The following is a 13,540-nucleotide window of genomic DNA, read 5'->3' on the forward strand; positions in this document are numbered from 1 at the left end:
GTTACTAATTATTATTTAGTCGCTTTTTTCTTGTTAGCAACAGTTTTTCTCTTACCTTTTCTAGTTCTGGAGTTGTTCTTAGTGCGTTGTCCTCTTAAAGGCAAACCAGCTCTATGACGAATTCCTCTATAACATCCAATATCCATTAAACGCTTAATGTTCAATTGAATTTCAGAACGTAATTCACCTTCAATAGTAAAAGAAGATACAGCATCACGAATTCTTCCGATTTCATCATCTGTCCAATCTTCTACTTTGGTATCTTCATTTACTTCAGCAGCAGCCAAGATCTCTTGAGCTCTACTTTTACCTATACCGAAGATATAGGTTAACGCGATAGCACCTCGCTTTTGTTTTGGTATATCAACCCCTGCAATTCTTGCCATAATTATCCTTGTCTTTGTTTGAATTTAGGATTCTTTTTGTTAATCACATAAAGTCTGCCTTTGCGACGAACCAATTTACATTCGGCGCTGCGCTTTTTTACTGATGCTCTTACTTTCATCTTATTAGTATCTATAAGTTATACGAGCCTTAGAAAGATCGTAAGGACTCATTTCTAATTTTACTTTATCTCCAGGTAGAAGTTTTATATAGTGCATACGCATCTTACCAGATATATGAGCGGTAACTATATGCCCATTTTCCAATTCTACCCTAAACATGGCATTTGATAATGCTTCTATAATTGTTCCGTCTTGTTCTATAGCTGCTTGTTTTGCCATAATATAATTTTTAAGCTACTGCTTTTCTGTTTTTACCAGTTTTCATCAAACCGTCGTAATGCTTATTCAACAAATACGAGTTAACCTGTTGCATCGTATCTATAGCAACCCCCACCATAATTAATAGTGAAGTACCACCAAAGAACAACGCCCATCCCGCCTGAACATCCATCAACTTAACAATTATTGCAGGGAACACCGCAATCAATGCCAAAAATATAGATCCAGGTAATGTAATTTGAGACATAATCCTATCGAGATATTCAGATGTTTCGGTGCCAGGGCGAATGCCAGGGATAAAACCTCCGCTTCTCTTTAAATCATCAGCCATTTTGTTTGTTGGTACTGTAATCGCGGTATAGAAATATGTAAATACAATAATCAATAAAGCAAAAACTAAATTGTACCAAAATCCGAATATGTCAGAAAATTGGGCCTGCATCCATTGTCCGGCATCCGAAGAACCAAAAGTCTTTCCTATCAAACTAGGAACAAACATAATTGCTTGTGCAAAGATAATTGGCATAACTCCCGATGCATTTAATTTCAATGGTAAAAACTGTCTAGAACCGAATACGTTTCTTTCGTATCCACCAGAAGCAGTTCTTCTTGCATACTGAACCATGATTTTTCTAACTGCCATTACTAACATAACAGAAGCTAGAATAATCACAAACCAAATTACTAGTTCAATCAAAATCATCATAAGACCACCGTTTCCGCCACCGTCTAATCTAGAAGCAGCATTTTGTACAAACGATTGAGGTAATCTAGCAATAATTCCTACCATTATAAGTAGTGAGATACCATTACCAATTCCTTTGTCAGTAATCTTTTCACCTAGCCACATCGCAAAAATACAGCCAGTTACTAAGATGATTATAGATGAAACATAAAACAATCCGCCGGTTCCTAATAAAAAGGCCTCACTTGGTATACCAAATACAGGCTGCAAACTAGCCAAATACCCTGGAGCTTGTACCAAACATATTCCAATTGTTAACCAACGTGTTATTTGGTTGATTTTCTTACGGCCGCTTTCACCTTCCTTCTGTAACTTTTGCAGGTAAGGAATTGCAATACCCATCAACTGTACCACGATAGATGCAGAGATATAAGGCATAATTCCTAATGCAAAAACTGATGCGTTAGCAAAGGCTCCACCGGTGAACATATTAAGTATCCCTAAGATACCGTCTTGTGCACCCGCTGCTAAACCACCTAGCTTACTAGCATCAATTCCAGGTAGAACGACTTGTGCGCCGAATCTGTAAACCAATAATAATCCGAGAGTAAGGATGATACGATCCTTAAGCTCGGTTATTTTCCAAATGTTCTTAATAGTGTCTATAAATTTCATCCGTAGGTTGATGTTAAATTTCTACCGCTTCTCCTCCTGCCTTTTCAATTGCTTCTTTTGCAGAGGCTGTAAATTTATGGGCAGAAATTTTTAATGAGGCTTTTAATTCACCGCGACCTAAAATCTTAACCAAATCATTTTTGCTAGCTAGGCCAAGCTGAATAAGATCATCAACAGAAACAGTGTCTTTCAATTTATTTTCATCAACTAATTTCTGAAGGGTGTCAACATTAACTCCTTGATAAGAAACTCTGTTAATATTATTAAATCCAAATTTAGGAACACGCCTTTGCAACGGCATTTGTCCACCTTCAAAACCAATCTTTTTAGAATAACCTGATCTTGACTTGGCACCTTTGTGACCTCTTGTAGCGGTTCCACCTTTACCGGAACCTTGTCCTCTACCTACTCTTTTACCTTGGCCTTTAACAGAACCATCAGCTGGTTTTAAGTTACTTAAATCCATTTTGTATCGTTATTACTTTGTTTCTTCAACAGAAACTAAATGTTCAACCTTATTAACCATACCAAGAATACTTGGAGTGGCGTCGTGCTCCACAACCTGACCGATTTTTCTAAGACCTAAAGATTCTAAGATTCTTTTTTGAGTCTGAGTACGGTTGATTGCACTTCTTACTTTAGTTACTTTTATCTTCTTTGCCATGATTCCCTAGAATTATCCGTTATACAATTTATCTAAAGAAATTCCTCTGTCTTTTGCAACAGTCTGTGCATCCCTTAATTGTAACAAGGCATCAAAAGTAGCCTTTACAACGTTATGTGGGTTAGAAGATCCTTGAGATTTTGAAAGAACGTCATGTACACCAACAGCTTCCAAAACTGTTCTTACTGCACCACCAGCAATTACACCGGTACCAGGAGCAGCAGGAATAATAGCTACTCTAGCTCCACCATATTTACCTTTTTGCTCATGAGGTACAGTTCCTTTTTGGATAGGAATTCTAACCAAATTCTTCTTAGCATCCTCGACAGCTTTTGCAATTGCAGTAGCAACATCCTTTGATTTCCCTAGGCCATGTCCTACAACACCAGCTTCATCACCAACCACCACGATGGCCGAGAAACCAAAAGCTCTACCACCCTTGGTAACTTTCGTAACTCTTTGTACACCAACCAAACGGTCTTTTAAATCAATTCCACTTGGTTTTACTAACTCTGCGTTTTTGTATTTCTGATACATGATTTCTTAAAATTTTAGACCGCCTTCTCTAGCGCCTTCAGCCAATGATTTAACTCTTCCGTGGTATTGATATCCGCCTCTATCAAAAGAAACCGTTTCGATACCAGCCTTAAGTGCTTTTTCAGCAATCAATTTGCCTACTTGAGTAGCAATCTCACTTTTAGTTCCTTTTTCAGAACTCACTTCTTTATCTCTTGAGGATGCAGCGGTAATAGTTTTACCATTTACATCATCAACGATTTGAGCATAAATTTCTTTATTACTTCTGAATACAGATAATCTTGGTCTAGCGTCAGTACCAGATACAACCTTTCTAATTCGGTTTTGTATTCTCCTTCTTTTTTCGTTCTTCGTTAATGCCATGATCTTACTATTAAGCTGATTTACCTGCTTTTCTTCTTAATTGCTCACCTACGAACTTAATTCCTTTTCCTTTGTAAGGCTCTGGCTTACGGAAGGATCTGATTTTTGCAGCAACTTGTCCTACCAATTGCTTATCATGGGAAGTAAGTTTTACGATTGGGTTCTTACCTTTTTCTGTAATAGTCTCTACTTTAACCTCAGGGGCCAAATCTAAGACGATGTTGTGAGAGAAACCTAAAGCCAAGTCTAATTTTTGTCCTTGGTTAGAAGCCCTGTATCCAACACCAACCAATTCTAATTGTTTGGTCCACCCTTCAGAAACACCTTTAATCATATTGTTAACCAAAGCTCTATAAAGACCATGCTTTGCCTTATGCTCCTTGCTATCGCTTGGGCGTTCTATCTGTACATTACCATCCTCGACCTTAACATCAACTCCAGAGAAATCTTGAGTCAATTCACCCATTTTCCCTTTTACAACAATGGTATTGTCTTTTACTTCTACGGTTACCCCTTGAGGGATTGCTACTGGATTTTTTCCTATTCTAGACATATCTCCTACTTTTTAGTAAACGTAACACAATACTTCACCACCAACATTTTCTCTCTCAGCTTGTTTTCCGGTTAATACACCGTGAGAAGTTGAGACAATCGCAATACCAAGGCCATTAAGAACTCTTGGCATTTCTTTGGCGCCAGCATACTTACGTAAACCTGGTTTACTAACTCTAACGATTTTCTTAATCACAGGCTCTTTAGTCTCTTTGTTAAATTTCAGAGCAATTTTGATTGTACCTTGAGAAGTAGAATCGTCGAATTTATAACTCAAGATATATCCTTGATCGAATAATATCTTGGTTATCTCTTTTTTCAAGTTAGAAGCAGGGATTTCAACTACCCTGTGATTTGCCTTTACGGCATTTCTAACTCTTGTTAAATAATCCGCTATTGGATCTGTGTACATAGTTATATAATTGCGGTAACGGTTTTCGGCCTAATGCCAAACCTGAAACCAGTTCATACTTTTTTATCTTTGGATTACCAGCTAGCTTTAGTAACACCAGGTATTAAACCTTGGTTAGCCATTTGGCGAAACATAACACGAGAAATTCCAAAAACTCTCATGTACCCTTTTGGTCTACCTGTAAGTTTACACCTATTGTGTTGACGTACAGGAGAAGCATTTTTAGGTAACTTTTGTAATGCATCGTAGTCTCCAGCTTCTTTTAAAGCCTTACGTTTCTCTGCATATTTAGCTGCCAATTTTGCTCTTTTAACCTCACGGGCTTTCATTGATTCTTTAGCCATATTAATTCTTTTTAAATGGTAATCCTAATTCTTGTAATAATGATTGTGCTTCTTTGTCTGTTTCTGCAGAAGTAACGAAGGTAATATCCATTCCAGAAATTCTATTGATCTTATCTATATCAATTTCTGGAAAAATAATTTGTTCTGTAATACCTAAGTTATAGTTTCCTCTACCATCAAAACCAGTTGCCTTAATACCGTTAAAGTCTCTAACACGAGGAAGAGCCGCAGTAATTAATCTATCTAAAAATTCATACATCTGCTCTCCACGAAGAGTAACCTTCGCACCGATTGGCATTCCTTTACGCAACTTAAACGAAGCAACGTCTTTCTTAGAGATAGTAGCAACAGCTTTCTGACCAGATATGGTTGTTAATTCATCAACAGCGTGATCAATTAATTTCTTATCGGCTACAGCTGCACCAACACCTTTGGAAATAACTATTTTCTTAAGTTTAGGCACTTGCATTACGTTCTTATATCCGAACTCCTTTGTAAGAGCTGAGACAATTCTCTCATTAAACTCTTTCTTTAATCTTGGTGTGTAAGCCATAACTAAATTACTTCGTTTGATTTTTTAGAATAACGCACCTTCTTATCGCCTTCCATTTTATAACCAACTCTTGTGGTTTCACCTTTCTTGTTTAATAAAGAAAGATTTGAAATGTGGATTGGCGCTTCTTTTTCTACGATTCCACCTTGAGGATTTTGTGCACTAGGCTTATTGTGTTTTTTCACAATATTAACCCCTTCAACCAAGGCTTTATCTTTATCCTTGAAGATTTTAAGAACTTTGCCTTCAGAACCCTTATGGTCACCGGCAATAACTTGTACTGTATCTCCTGATTTTATTTTAAACTTTGCCATCTTAATTTTCATTAAAGCACCTCAGGTGCTAATGATACAATTTTCATGAATTGCTTATCTCTAAGTTCTCTTGCAACAGGACCAAATACACGAGTTCCTCTCATTTCACCTGCCGGATTCAACAATACACAAGCGTTGTCATCAAATCTGATGTAAGAACCGTCTGGACGACGAACCTCCTTTACCGTGCGCACAACAACTGCTGTAGATACGGCACCTTTTTTAATGTTTCCGTTTGGAGTGGCATCTTTAACAGATACTACTATTTTGTCTCCAATGCTAGCATAACGCTTTTTTGTTCCACCCAATACACGGATGGTCAACACTTCCTTAGCACCAGTGTTGTCAGCAACCTTAAGTCTACTTTCTTGTTGTATCATGATTACTTAGCTCTTTCAATAATTTCTACTAATCTCCAACATTTAGATTTACTCATAGGACGAGTTTCCATAATCCTAACAGTATCTCCAATGTTACAGTCGTTGGTTTCGTCGTGAGCAACATATTTCTTTGTTTTCAAAACGAACTTACCATACATCGGGTGTTTTACCTTTTTAACCTCAGAGACCACGATTGATTTCTGCATTTTGTTGCTGGTAACAACACCTATACGTTCTTTTCTTAAATTTCTGTTTTCCATCTTTCCGCGGACTACTATTGTAATTCTCTTTTAGTTAACTCTGTGGCCAATCTTGCTACGGTACGTCTAACAGTACGTAATTGGATTGGGTTCTCTAAAGGTGAAATTGCGTGTGCCATTTTTAAATCGGCATAGCTTCTCTTAGTTTCACTAAGTTTCTCCTGTAAATCCGCTGTTGACAACTTTGTAATTTCTGCTTGCTTCATAATATCTGTTATTAAGCTTCGAATTCGTAATCGCGAGCTATGACGAATTTAGTTTTTACTGGTAATTTTTGGGCTGCTAAACGCAAAGCTTCCTTTGCAGTTTCTAATGGCACTCCTCCGATTTCAAAAAGAATTCTACCAGGTTTTACAACGGCTACCCAATATTCTACGGCACCCTTACCTTTACCCATACGTACCTCAAGAGGCTTTTTGGTAATTGGTTTGTCTGGAAAAATCTTGATCCAAATGGAACCCTCCCTTTTCATGTAACGCGTTGCTGCAATACGTGCTGCTTCTATTTGTCTAGCAGTGATAAATTGAGAGTCCAATGACTTTATTCCGAAAGTTCCGTTAGATAACACATGACCACGATTGGAGTTACCCTTCATGCGGCCTTTTTGCATCTTGCGAAATTTTGTTCTTTTAGGCTGTAACATTGTTCCTTAACTTTTAATTACTTTCTACGACGTCTCTTTTCAGAACCACCGCGTCCAGTAGATTTACCTTTGTTCTTAGACAAGCCAACTAGGGGAGAAAGTTCTCTCTTACCGTAAACTTCACCTTTCATGATCCATACTTTGATACCTAATCTACCGTAAGTAGTGTGGGCTTCAACCAAAGCATAGTCGATATCAGCTCTAAATGTTGATAAAGGAATACGACCTTCTTTGTAGTGCTCAGAACGTGCCATCTCAGCACCATTCAAACGACCACTGATTTCAATCTTTATTCCTTCAGCATTCATACGTATAGCAGCAGCAATAGCCATTTTGATAGCCCGTCTGTATGAAATTCTATTTTCAATTTGACGTGCAACACTTGACGCTACTAAAAACGCATCTAGTTCAGGTCTCTTAATTTCAAAGATGTTTAACTGAACCTCTTTATCGGTTAATTTCTTAAGCTCTTCTTTCAACTTGTCTACCTCTTGTCCACCTTTACCGATAATAATACCAGGTCTAGCAGTAGTGATAGTAACGGTTACAAGTTTAAGGGTTCGCTCAATAATAACCCTAGACACACTAGCTTTAGAAAGACGAGCATGTATGTACTTTCTAATCTTATCGTCTTCAGCCAACTTATCTCCATAGTCATCCCCACCATACCAGTTGGATTCCCATCCTCTGATGATACCTAAACGATTTCCGATTGGATTTGTCTTCTGTCCCATACTTCTATCTTAGCTTTGTGCGTTATTTAATGATCCTATAACCACAGTTACGTGATTGGAACGTTTTCTAATTCTGTGTGCACGACCCTGTGGTGCAGGGCGTAATCTTTTCAACATAGTTCCACCATCCACTCTAATTTCTTGAATGAATAAATCAGCTTCTTCTATATTGGCATCTTCGTTTTTAGCTTGCCAGTTAGCAACAGCAGATAGAACCAATTTTTCTAATCTACTAGCAGCTTCCTTTTGGCTATACTTCAAGATTTGAAGAGCTTTTTCTGCCTTTTCACCTCTTACCAAATCAGCGACAATACGCATCTTTCTTGGCGAGGTAGGACAATTGTTCAGCTTTGCAAAAGCAATCTGCTTCTTCTCAGCCTTTCTAGCTTCAGCCATTTCCTTTTTACGACTTCCCATTGCTCTTATTTTTTACCTTTATTTTTAGCACCTGCGTGTCCTCTGAAGGAACGCGTCGGTGAAAATTCTCCAAGTTTATGACCTACCATGTTCTCAGTGATGTAAACTGGAACGAATTGACGACCATTATGAACTGCAATCGTCTGACCGACAAAGTCTGGTGTAATCATAGATGCTCTAGACCAAGTTTTGATAACAGTCTTCTTATTAGCAGCTACATTTTCCGCAACTTTCTTGTCTAATTTATAATGGATGTAAGGTCCTTTCTTTAATGAACGTGCCATACTATTTCAATTATTTCTTTCTACGTTCTACGATATACTTATTACTAGCTTTGGTTTTAGACCTTGTTCTATAACCTTTAGCAGGAATACCTTTACGAGATCTTGGATGACCTCCGGAAGCCCTACCTTCACCACCACCCATTGGGTGATCAACAGGGTTCATAACAACAGCTCTAGTTCTTGGTCTTCTACCTAACCATCTATTTCTACCAGCTTTACCTGATACGATCAACTGATGGTCTGAGTTAGAAACAACTCCAATAGTGGCCATACATTCTGCAAGAATCAATCTAGTTTCACCAGAAGGAAGCTTAACAGTTGCAAATTTTCCATCTCTCGCCATTAACTGGGCAAATGCACCAGCAGAACGTGCCATAATAGCACCTTGTCCAGGACGTAATTCTATACAGCTAATGATAGTACCAAGAGGAATTTGGCTTAAAGGCATAGCATTCCCTATTTCGGGAGCAACACCTTCACGACCAGAAGTAATCGTCTGACCCACTTGTAATCCATTCTGTGCAATCACATAACTCTTTTCTCCATCTGCATACTGAACCAATGCGATAAATGCACTTCTGTTAGGATCGTATTCAATGGTCATAACTTCAGCAGGAGAATCATATTTGGTTCTCTTGAAGTCGATTATACGATACTTCTTTTTATGACCACCACCAATGTAGCGCATGGTCATTTTTCCTTGACTGTTTCTACCACCAGACCTCTTCTTCGGAGCTAATAAACTTTTCTCCGGCTTATCAGTTGTAATGGCGTCAAACCCATTAACAACTCTAAAACGCTGGGCCGATGTAATCGGTTTTAATTTTCTTACTGACATCTTAGTCTAATTACATATTAGCGTATAAATCGATCATCTCTCCTTCCGCCAATTGAACGAATGCCTTTTTAACGGCACTTGTTTTCCCGTGCTGAACACCCGATCTCGTGTAACGGGTCTTTCTGTCTGGGCGGACATTTACAGTTCGAACTTTTTCAACAGAAACGCCATAAGCAGACTCAACTGCTTGCTTTATTTCCAACTTGTTCGCCTTTGTATCAACTTCGAAGCTATAGCAGTTTCTCAATTCGCTATCTGCGGTAGCTTTTTCGGTGATTATAGGTTTAATTAGAATACTCATGACCTTCTTAATTACTTAAATTCGATACAATTCCTTCTAGCGCGCTCTCAACAAGCACAACTTTGTTGGCATTCATAATTTTGTAAGTACTTAATTCTGAGTTAGTTACAACTTCAGACCCTTCCAAATTACGTGCGGACAAATATACATTATTATTCTGTGCACCCAACACAAACAAAGATTTTTTCCCGTCTAGCTCTAAAGCCTTTAAAACAGACCTGAAATCTTTAGTTTTAGGAGCATCAAAATTGAAATCTTCAAGAACAACGATTGCATCCTCATTTGCTTTGATACTGAAAGCAGATTTACGAGCTAAGCGCTTAACGTTCTTATTCAATTTGAAACCATAATTGCGAGGTCTTGGACCAAAGAAACGGCCTCCACCTTTAAACACACCAGATTTAATACTACCAGCTCTAGCGGTACCAGTTCCCTTTTGCTTTTTAAGCTTACGGGTACTTCCAGTAATCTCAGCTTTTTCCTTAGCTTTATGGGTACCCTGTCTCTGGTTAGCCAAATACTGCTTCACGTCTAGATACACAGCATGATTGTTTGGCTCAACAGCAAACACATCATCAGAAAGTTCAATCTTTCTACCTGTATCTTTTCCTTTAATATCTATAACCGCTACTTTCATTACTTCTCGATTATTACATAAGAATTCTTATGACCAGGAACACAACCTTTTACTACTAAAAGATTTTTCTCTGGAACAACTTTGTAAACTCTTAAATTTTCTACTTTAACATTTTCACCACCCATTCTTCCGGCCATTCTCATTCCTTTGAAAACTCGAGAAGGGTAAGATGATGCACCAATAGAACCAGGAGCTCTTAAACGGTTATGTTGACCGTGAGTTGATTGACCAACACCACCGAAACCATGTCTTTTAACAACACCTTGGAATCCTTTTCCTTTAGAAACACCTGTAATATCAACAAATTCACCTTCTATAAAGTGATCTACATTGATGGCATCACCTAATTTGTAATCCTCTCCAAATCCTTGGAATTCTACGACTTTGGTTTTCACAGTAGTGCCGGCTTTCTTAGCGTGACCTAATTCAGCTTTTGTAGCACTTCTTTCTGCCTTGTCATCGAAACCAAGTTGAAGAGCACTGTACCCGTCAACCTCTTCGGTTCTGACTTGGGTAACGATACAAGGCCCACATTGAATAACAGTACATGGGATGTTTTTCCCATTCTCGTCATAAATGCTGGTCATACCGATCTTTTTTCCTATTAACCCAGACATACTAATTTAATTATGGATCTTACGATCCGTTGTTTATACTTATTTAAAAAATTTCAGGGTCAAAATACTTTTCAACCCTGAAATGTATTTTTACCGTTTTTCCTTTGCACGCAGCTCCGGACATGTCTTCCCTCCTATTTGCAGAGAAGTTTTATCACACCTTGATCTCTACTTCAACCCCACTTGGCAATTCTAACTTCATCAACGCATCAATTGTTTTAGAAGAAGAACTGTAGATATCTAACAATCTCTTGTAAGAACTTAACTGAAATTGCTCTCTACTCTTTTTGTTTACGTGAGGAGACCGTAACACTGTAAAAATTCTTTTGTGTGTTGGTAATGGAATCGGTCCAGTTACAACAGCTCCAGTATTCTTTACAGTTTTAACGATTTTATCGGCAGATTTATCTACCAAGTTATGATCGTATGATTTTAATTTTATTCTGATTTTTTGACTCATTTCTTTTACCGTTTAAGCTTCAACTCCTTTAGCAGCCTTAATCACTTCTTCAGCAATATTTGAAGGTGTTTCGGCATAGTGTGAAAATTCCATAGTAGAAGTTGCACGACCTGAAGACAATGTTCTTAATGACGTTACATAACCGAACATTTCAGATAATGGCACTTCTGCCTTAATAACTTTAGAACCTGCACGGTCAGACATATTATTTACCTGACCACGACGACGGTTTAAATCTCCAACAATATCTCCCATGTTTTCTTCAGGAGTTAAAACTTCCAACTTCATGATAGGCTCCATAATTACAGCTTTCGCGGCTTTTGCAGCAGCTCTAAATCCTAATTTGGCAGCCAATTCGAATGATAATTGGTCAGAATCCACATCATGGTAAGAACCATCTAACAAAGTAACTTTCATAGAATCTACTTCGTAACCAGCTAATGGACCATTTACCATTGCTTGTTTGAAACCTTTTTCTACTGATGGAATAAATTCTTTAGGAACGTTACCACCTTTGATTTCAGAAACGAAGTCAAGACCTGTTTTACCTTCTTCTGCTGGTTCTAATTTAAATACGATATCAGCAAACTTACCACGACCACCAGATTGTTTCTTATAAACTTCTCTGTGCTCAGCCGTTCTTGTAATAGCTTCTTTGTATTCAACTTGTGGTTGACCTTGGTTAACCTCTACTTTAAACTCACGTCTTAAACGGTCAACAATTATATCCAAGTGAAGCTCACCCATACCAGAGATAATAGTTTGGCCAGAAGCTTCATCCGTTCTTACAGTAAAAGTCGGATCTTCTTCAGCTAATTTAGCAAGAGCCATACCCAATTTATCAACGTCAGCCTTAGTTTTAGGCTCAACAGCGATACCAATTACTGGATCAGGGAAGTTCATACTTTCAAGAACGATTGGGTGTTTTTCATCACATAGTGTATCACCTGTCTTAATGTCCTTGAAACCTACAGCAGCTCCAATATCTCCAGCTTCAATATATTCAATTGCATTTTGCTTGTTAGAGTGCATTTGATAGATACGGGAAATACGCTCTTTCTTACCAGATCTTGTGTTCAATACATAAGAACCTGCATCTAAATGACCTGAATAAGCACGGAAGAAAGCTAAACGACCAACGAAAGGATCAGTAGCGATCTTAAATGCTAATGCAGAAAAAGGAGCAGTAACATCAGGCTTACGCTTAACTTCCTCTTCAGTATCAGGATTTGTTCCAACGATAGCATCCTTATCTACAGGAGAAGGAAGGTATCTACAAACAGCATCTAATAAGAACTGTACACCTTTATTCTTAAATGATGAACCACAAACCATAGGTATGATAGACATATCCATAACCGCTGCTCTTAAAGCGGCATGAATTTCATCTTCAGTTATTGAAGATTCATCTTCGAAAAATTTCTCCATAAGGTTTTCATCGTACTCGGCTACAGCTTCAATCAACTGAGCTCTATACATATCAACCTCTTCTTGCATATCTGCAGGAATATCGATTTCATCGAAAGTAGAACCGAAGTTATCCTCGTGCCAAACAATAGCACGGTTTTTAACCAAGTCAACAATTCCTTTAAAATCCATCTCTTCACCAATAGGCAATACAATTGGCACTGCATTAGAGCCAAGCATATCCTTCACTTGTTGGCAAACACCCAAGAAATTAGATCCTTGGCGGTCCATTTTATTTACAAAGCCCATACGAGGAACTTTGTAATTATCAGCAAGTCTCCAGTTGGTCTCAGATTGAGGCTCAACACCATCAACAGCAGAGAACAAGAAAACTAAACCATCCAATACACGTAAAGAACGGTTTACCTCAACAGTAAAATCCACGTGACCAGGAGTGTCGATAATATTAAAATGGTAATCTTTAGCATCAGCAGTAGGCTGACCATTTTCTTTAGGGAATTTCCAGGTACAGGTTGTTGCTGCAGAAGTAATGGTAATACCTCTCTCCTGCTCTTGCTCCATCCAGTCCATAGTAGCAGCACCATCATGCACCTCACCTATTTTGTGAGAAACACCGGTATAAAACAAGATACGCTCTGTAGTTGTTGTTTTACCAGCATCGATATGCGCTGCAATTCCTATATTTCTAGTATATTTTAAATCTCTTTGTGCCATTAT

General features: G+C 38.1%; 26 protein-coding genes. All 26 read right to left on the bottom strand.

Annotated elements, in window-relative coordinates; genetic code table 11:
* Positions 1-11: 11 nt before the first annotated feature.
* A complete protein-coding gene (gene rpsM, locus ISU00_RS01740; RefSeq protein WP_228852320.1) occupies positions 12-386 on the bottom strand; it encodes a 30S ribosomal protein S13 in 375 nt (124 codons plus the stop codon).
* A 2-nt stretch (positions 387-388) separates the two neighbouring features.
* Positions 389-505 (bottom strand): type B 50S ribosomal protein L36, encoded by a 117-nt coding sequence (gene ykgO / locus ISU00_RS01745; protein WP_228852321.1) that lies wholly within the window; start codon positions 503-505, stop codon positions 389-391.
* A gap of 4 nt (positions 506-509) precedes the next feature.
* Complete coding sequence (infA, locus tag ISU00_RS01750; RefSeq protein ID WP_028289261.1) at positions 510-725, bottom strand: translation initiation factor IF-1; 216 nt, start codon at positions 723-725, stop codon at positions 510-512.
* A gap of 10 nt (positions 726-735) precedes the next feature.
* Positions 736-2,085, bottom strand: coding sequence for a preprotein translocase subunit SecY (gene secY, locus ISU00_RS01755; protein ID WP_228852322.1), 1,350 nt, complete (start codon positions 2,083-2,085; stop codon positions 736-738).
* 13 nt (positions 2,086-2,098) lie between these two features.
* Positions 2,099-2,551: a 50S ribosomal protein L15 gene (rplO, locus tag ISU00_RS01760; RefSeq protein ID WP_228852323.1), complete on the bottom strand. Its 453-nt coding sequence runs from the start codon at positions 2,549-2,551 to the stop codon at positions 2,099-2,101.
* Between the two features lie 12 nt (positions 2,552-2,563).
* Complete coding sequence (rpmD, locus tag ISU00_RS01765; protein WP_228852324.1) at positions 2,564-2,749, bottom strand: 50S ribosomal protein L30; 186 nt, start codon at positions 2,747-2,749, stop codon at positions 2,564-2,566.
* Between the two features lie 12 nt (positions 2,750-2,761).
* Entirely contained in the window at positions 2,762-3,286 is a 525-nt protein-coding gene (gene rpsE / locus ISU00_RS01770) for a 30S ribosomal protein S5 (RefSeq protein ID WP_228852325.1), read from the bottom strand.
* A 6-nt stretch (positions 3,287-3,292) separates the two neighbouring features.
* Positions 3,293-3,649 carry a 50S ribosomal protein L18 gene (rplR, locus tag ISU00_RS01775; protein WP_228852326.1) on the bottom strand — a complete coding sequence of 119 codons (357 nt, stop codon included), beginning with the start codon at positions 3,647-3,649 and terminating at the stop codon, positions 3,293-3,295.
* Between the two features lie 10 nt (positions 3,650-3,659).
* Positions 3,660-4,202, bottom strand: a complete 543-nt coding sequence (gene rplF, locus ISU00_RS01780; RefSeq protein ID WP_228852327.1) for a 50S ribosomal protein L6 — start codon at positions 4,200-4,202, stop codon at positions 3,660-3,662.
* Between the two features lie 12 nt (positions 4,203-4,214).
* Complete coding sequence (rpsH, locus tag ISU00_RS01785; protein ID WP_228852328.1) at positions 4,215-4,613, bottom strand: 30S ribosomal protein S8; 399 nt, start codon at positions 4,611-4,613, stop codon at positions 4,215-4,217.
* A gap of 74 nt (positions 4,614-4,687) precedes the next feature.
* The gene (rpsN, locus tag ISU00_RS01790; protein WP_228852329.1) at positions 4,688-4,957 is read right to left on the bottom strand and encodes a 30S ribosomal protein S14; all 270 of its coding nucleotides are present in this window, start codon (positions 4,955-4,957) and stop codon (positions 4,688-4,690) included.
* Position 4,958: 1 nt separating this feature from the next.
* Complete coding sequence (gene rplE, locus ISU00_RS01795) at positions 4,959-5,510, bottom strand: 50S ribosomal protein L5 (protein ID WP_228852330.1); 552 nt, start codon at positions 5,508-5,510, stop codon at positions 4,959-4,961.
* A 2-nt stretch (positions 5,511-5,512) separates the two neighbouring features.
* The gene (gene rplX, locus ISU00_RS01800; protein ID WP_228852331.1) at positions 5,513-5,824 is read right to left on the bottom strand and encodes a 50S ribosomal protein L24; all 312 of its coding nucleotides are present in this window, start codon (positions 5,822-5,824) and stop codon (positions 5,513-5,515) included.
* Between the two features lie 11 nt (positions 5,825-5,835).
* Entirely contained in the window at positions 5,836-6,204 is a 369-nt protein-coding gene (rplN, locus tag ISU00_RS01805) for a 50S ribosomal protein L14 (protein WP_228852332.1), read from the bottom strand.
* A 2-nt stretch (positions 6,205-6,206) separates the two neighbouring features.
* On the bottom strand, positions 6,207-6,464 hold the full coding sequence (gene rpsQ / locus ISU00_RS01810) for a 30S ribosomal protein S17 (RefSeq protein WP_228852333.1): 258 nt from the start codon (positions 6,462-6,464) through the stop codon (positions 6,207-6,209).
* Positions 6,465-6,478: 14 nt separating this feature from the next.
* On the bottom strand, positions 6,479-6,670 hold the full coding sequence (gene rpmC / locus ISU00_RS01815) for a 50S ribosomal protein L29 (protein ID WP_228852334.1): 192 nt from the start codon (positions 6,668-6,670) through the stop codon (positions 6,479-6,481).
* 11 nt (positions 6,671-6,681) lie between these two features.
* Positions 6,682-7,107: a 50S ribosomal protein L16 gene (gene rplP / locus ISU00_RS01820; RefSeq protein ID WP_228852335.1), complete on the bottom strand. Its 426-nt coding sequence runs from the start codon at positions 7,105-7,107 to the stop codon at positions 6,682-6,684.
* A gap of 17 nt (positions 7,108-7,124) precedes the next feature.
* Entirely contained in the window at positions 7,125-7,841 is a 717-nt protein-coding gene (gene rpsC / locus ISU00_RS01825) for a 30S ribosomal protein S3 (RefSeq protein ID WP_228852336.1), read from the bottom strand.
* Positions 7,842-7,850: 9 nt separating this feature from the next.
* Complete coding sequence (gene rplV / locus ISU00_RS01830; protein WP_228852337.1) at positions 7,851-8,258, bottom strand: 50S ribosomal protein L22; 408 nt, start codon at positions 8,256-8,258, stop codon at positions 7,851-7,853.
* A 5-nt stretch (positions 8,259-8,263) separates the two neighbouring features.
* Complete coding sequence (gene rpsS / locus ISU00_RS01835; RefSeq protein ID WP_228852338.1) at positions 8,264-8,542, bottom strand: 30S ribosomal protein S19; 279 nt, start codon at positions 8,540-8,542, stop codon at positions 8,264-8,266.
* Positions 8,543-8,552: 10 nt separating this feature from the next.
* A complete protein-coding gene (rplB, locus tag ISU00_RS01840) occupies positions 8,553-9,380 on the bottom strand; it encodes a 50S ribosomal protein L2 (protein ID WP_228852339.1) in 828 nt (275 codons plus the stop codon).
* Between the two features lie 10 nt (positions 9,381-9,390).
* Positions 9,391-9,681 carry a 50S ribosomal protein L23 gene (gene rplW, locus ISU00_RS01845; RefSeq protein ID WP_228852340.1) on the bottom strand — a complete coding sequence of 97 codons (291 nt, stop codon included), beginning with the start codon at positions 9,679-9,681 and terminating at the stop codon, positions 9,391-9,393.
* A 7-nt stretch (positions 9,682-9,688) separates the two neighbouring features.
* A complete protein-coding gene (gene rplD, locus ISU00_RS01850; RefSeq protein WP_228852341.1) occupies positions 9,689-10,318 on the bottom strand; it encodes a 50S ribosomal protein L4 in 630 nt (209 codons plus the stop codon).
* Positions 10,318-10,935 (bottom strand): 50S ribosomal protein L3, encoded by a 618-nt coding sequence (gene rplC, locus ISU00_RS01855; RefSeq protein ID WP_228852342.1) that lies wholly within the window; start codon positions 10,933-10,935, stop codon positions 10,318-10,320. Before rplC ends, rplD begins: the two co-directional genes overlap by 1 nt.
* 154 nt (positions 10,936-11,089) lie before the next feature.
* Positions 11,090-11,395, bottom strand: coding sequence for a 30S ribosomal protein S10 (gene rpsJ, locus ISU00_RS01860; RefSeq protein WP_228852343.1), 306 nt, complete (start codon positions 11,393-11,395; stop codon positions 11,090-11,092).
* Between the two features lie 12 nt (positions 11,396-11,407).
* Positions 11,408-13,537 carry an elongation factor G gene (gene fusA, locus ISU00_RS01865; RefSeq protein ID WP_228852344.1) on the bottom strand — a complete coding sequence of 710 codons (2,130 nt, stop codon included), beginning with the start codon at positions 13,535-13,537 and terminating at the stop codon, positions 11,408-11,410.
* Positions 13,538-13,540 lie beyond the last annotated feature (3 nt).

Origin of the sequence: Aegicerativicinus sediminis (assembly GCF_015476115.1) — a bacterium.
GTDB lineage: Bacteria > Bacteroidota > Bacteroidia > Flavobacteriales > Flavobacteriaceae > Aegicerativicinus > Aegicerativicinus sediminis.

Coding starts and splice junctions, on each gene's coding strand:
- rplR (WP_228852326.1), bottom strand. CDS start 3,649: ATGGCATTAACGAAGAACGAAAAAAGAAGGAGAATACAAAACCGAATT.
- rplC (WP_228852342.1), bottom strand. CDS start 10,935: ATGTCTGGGTTAATAGGAAAAAAGATCGGTATGACCAGCATTTATGAC.
- ykgO (WP_228852321.1), bottom strand. CDS start 505: ATGAAAGTAAGAGCATCAGTAAAAAAGCGCAGCGCCGAATGTAAATTG.
- rpsH (WP_228852328.1), bottom strand. CDS start 4,613: ATGTACACAGATCCAATAGCGGATTATTTAACAAGAGTTAGAAATGCC.
- rplV (WP_228852337.1), bottom strand. CDS start 8,258: ATGGGAAGTCGTAAAAAGGAAATGGCTGAAGCTAGAAAGGCTGAGAAG.
- fusA (WP_228852344.1), bottom strand. CDS start 13,537: ATGGCACAAAGAGATTTAAAATATACTAGAAATATAGGAATTGCAGCG.
- rpsJ (WP_228852343.1), bottom strand. CDS start 11,395: ATGAGTCAAAAAATCAGAATAAAATTAAAATCATACGATCATAACTTG.
- rplW (WP_228852340.1), bottom strand. CDS start 9,681: ATGAGTATTCTAATTAAACCTATAATCACCGAAAAAGCTACCGCAGAT.
- rplX (WP_228852331.1), bottom strand. CDS start 5,824: ATGGCAAAGTTTAAAATAAAATCAGGAGATACAGTACAAGTTATTGCC.
- rplE (WP_228852330.1), bottom strand. CDS start 5,510: ATGGCTTACACACCAAGATTAAAGAAAGAGTTTAATGAGAGAATTGTC.
- rpsE (WP_228852325.1), bottom strand. CDS start 3,286: ATGTATCAGAAATACAAAAACGCAGAGTTAGTAAAACCAAGTGGAATT.
- rpmC (WP_228852334.1), bottom strand. CDS start 6,670: ATGAAGCAAGCAGAAATTACAAAGTTGTCAACAGCGGATTTACAGGAG.
- rplO (WP_228852323.1), bottom strand. CDS start 2,551: ATGGATTTAAGTAACTTAAAACCAGCTGATGGTTCTGTTAAAGGCCAA.
- rpsC (WP_228852336.1), bottom strand. CDS start 7,841: ATGGGACAGAAGACAAATCCAATCGGAAATCGTTTAGGTATCATCAGA.
- rplF (WP_228852327.1), bottom strand. CDS start 4,202: ATGTCTAGAATAGGAAAAAATCCAGTAGCAATCCCTCAAGGGGTAACC.
- rpsN (WP_228852329.1), bottom strand. CDS start 4,957: ATGGCTAAAGAATCAATGAAAGCCCGTGAGGTTAAAAGAGCAAAATTG.
- rpsQ (WP_228852333.1), bottom strand. CDS start 6,464: ATGGAAAACAGAAATTTAAGAAAAGAACGTATAGGTGTTGTTACCAGC.
- rplP (WP_228852335.1), bottom strand. CDS start 7,107: ATGTTACAGCCTAAAAGAACAAAATTTCGCAAGATGCAAAAAGGCCGC.
- rplN (WP_228852332.1), bottom strand. CDS start 6,204: ATGATACAACAAGAAAGTAGACTTAAGGTTGCTGACAACACTGGTGCT.
- secY (WP_228852322.1), bottom strand. CDS start 2,085: ATGAAATTTATAGACACTATTAAGAACATTTGGAAAATAACCGAGCTT.
- rpsM (WP_228852320.1), bottom strand. CDS start 386: ATGGCAAGAATTGCAGGGGTTGATATACCAAAACAAAAGCGAGGTGCT.
- rplD (WP_228852341.1), bottom strand. CDS start 10,318: ATGAAAGTAGCGGTTATAGATATTAAAGGAAAAGATACAGGTAGAAAG.
- rpsS (WP_228852338.1), bottom strand. CDS start 8,542: ATGGCACGTTCATTAAAGAAAGGACCTTACATCCATTATAAATTAGAC.
- rpmD (WP_228852324.1), bottom strand. CDS start 2,749: ATGGCAAAGAAGATAAAAGTAACTAAAGTAAGAAGTGCAATCAACCGT.
- rplB (WP_228852339.1), bottom strand. CDS start 9,380: ATGTCAGTAAGAAAATTAAAACCGATTACATCGGCCCAGCGTTTTAGA.
- infA (WP_028289261.1), bottom strand. CDS start 725: ATGGCAAAACAAGCAGCTATAGAACAAGACGGAACAATTATAGAAGCA.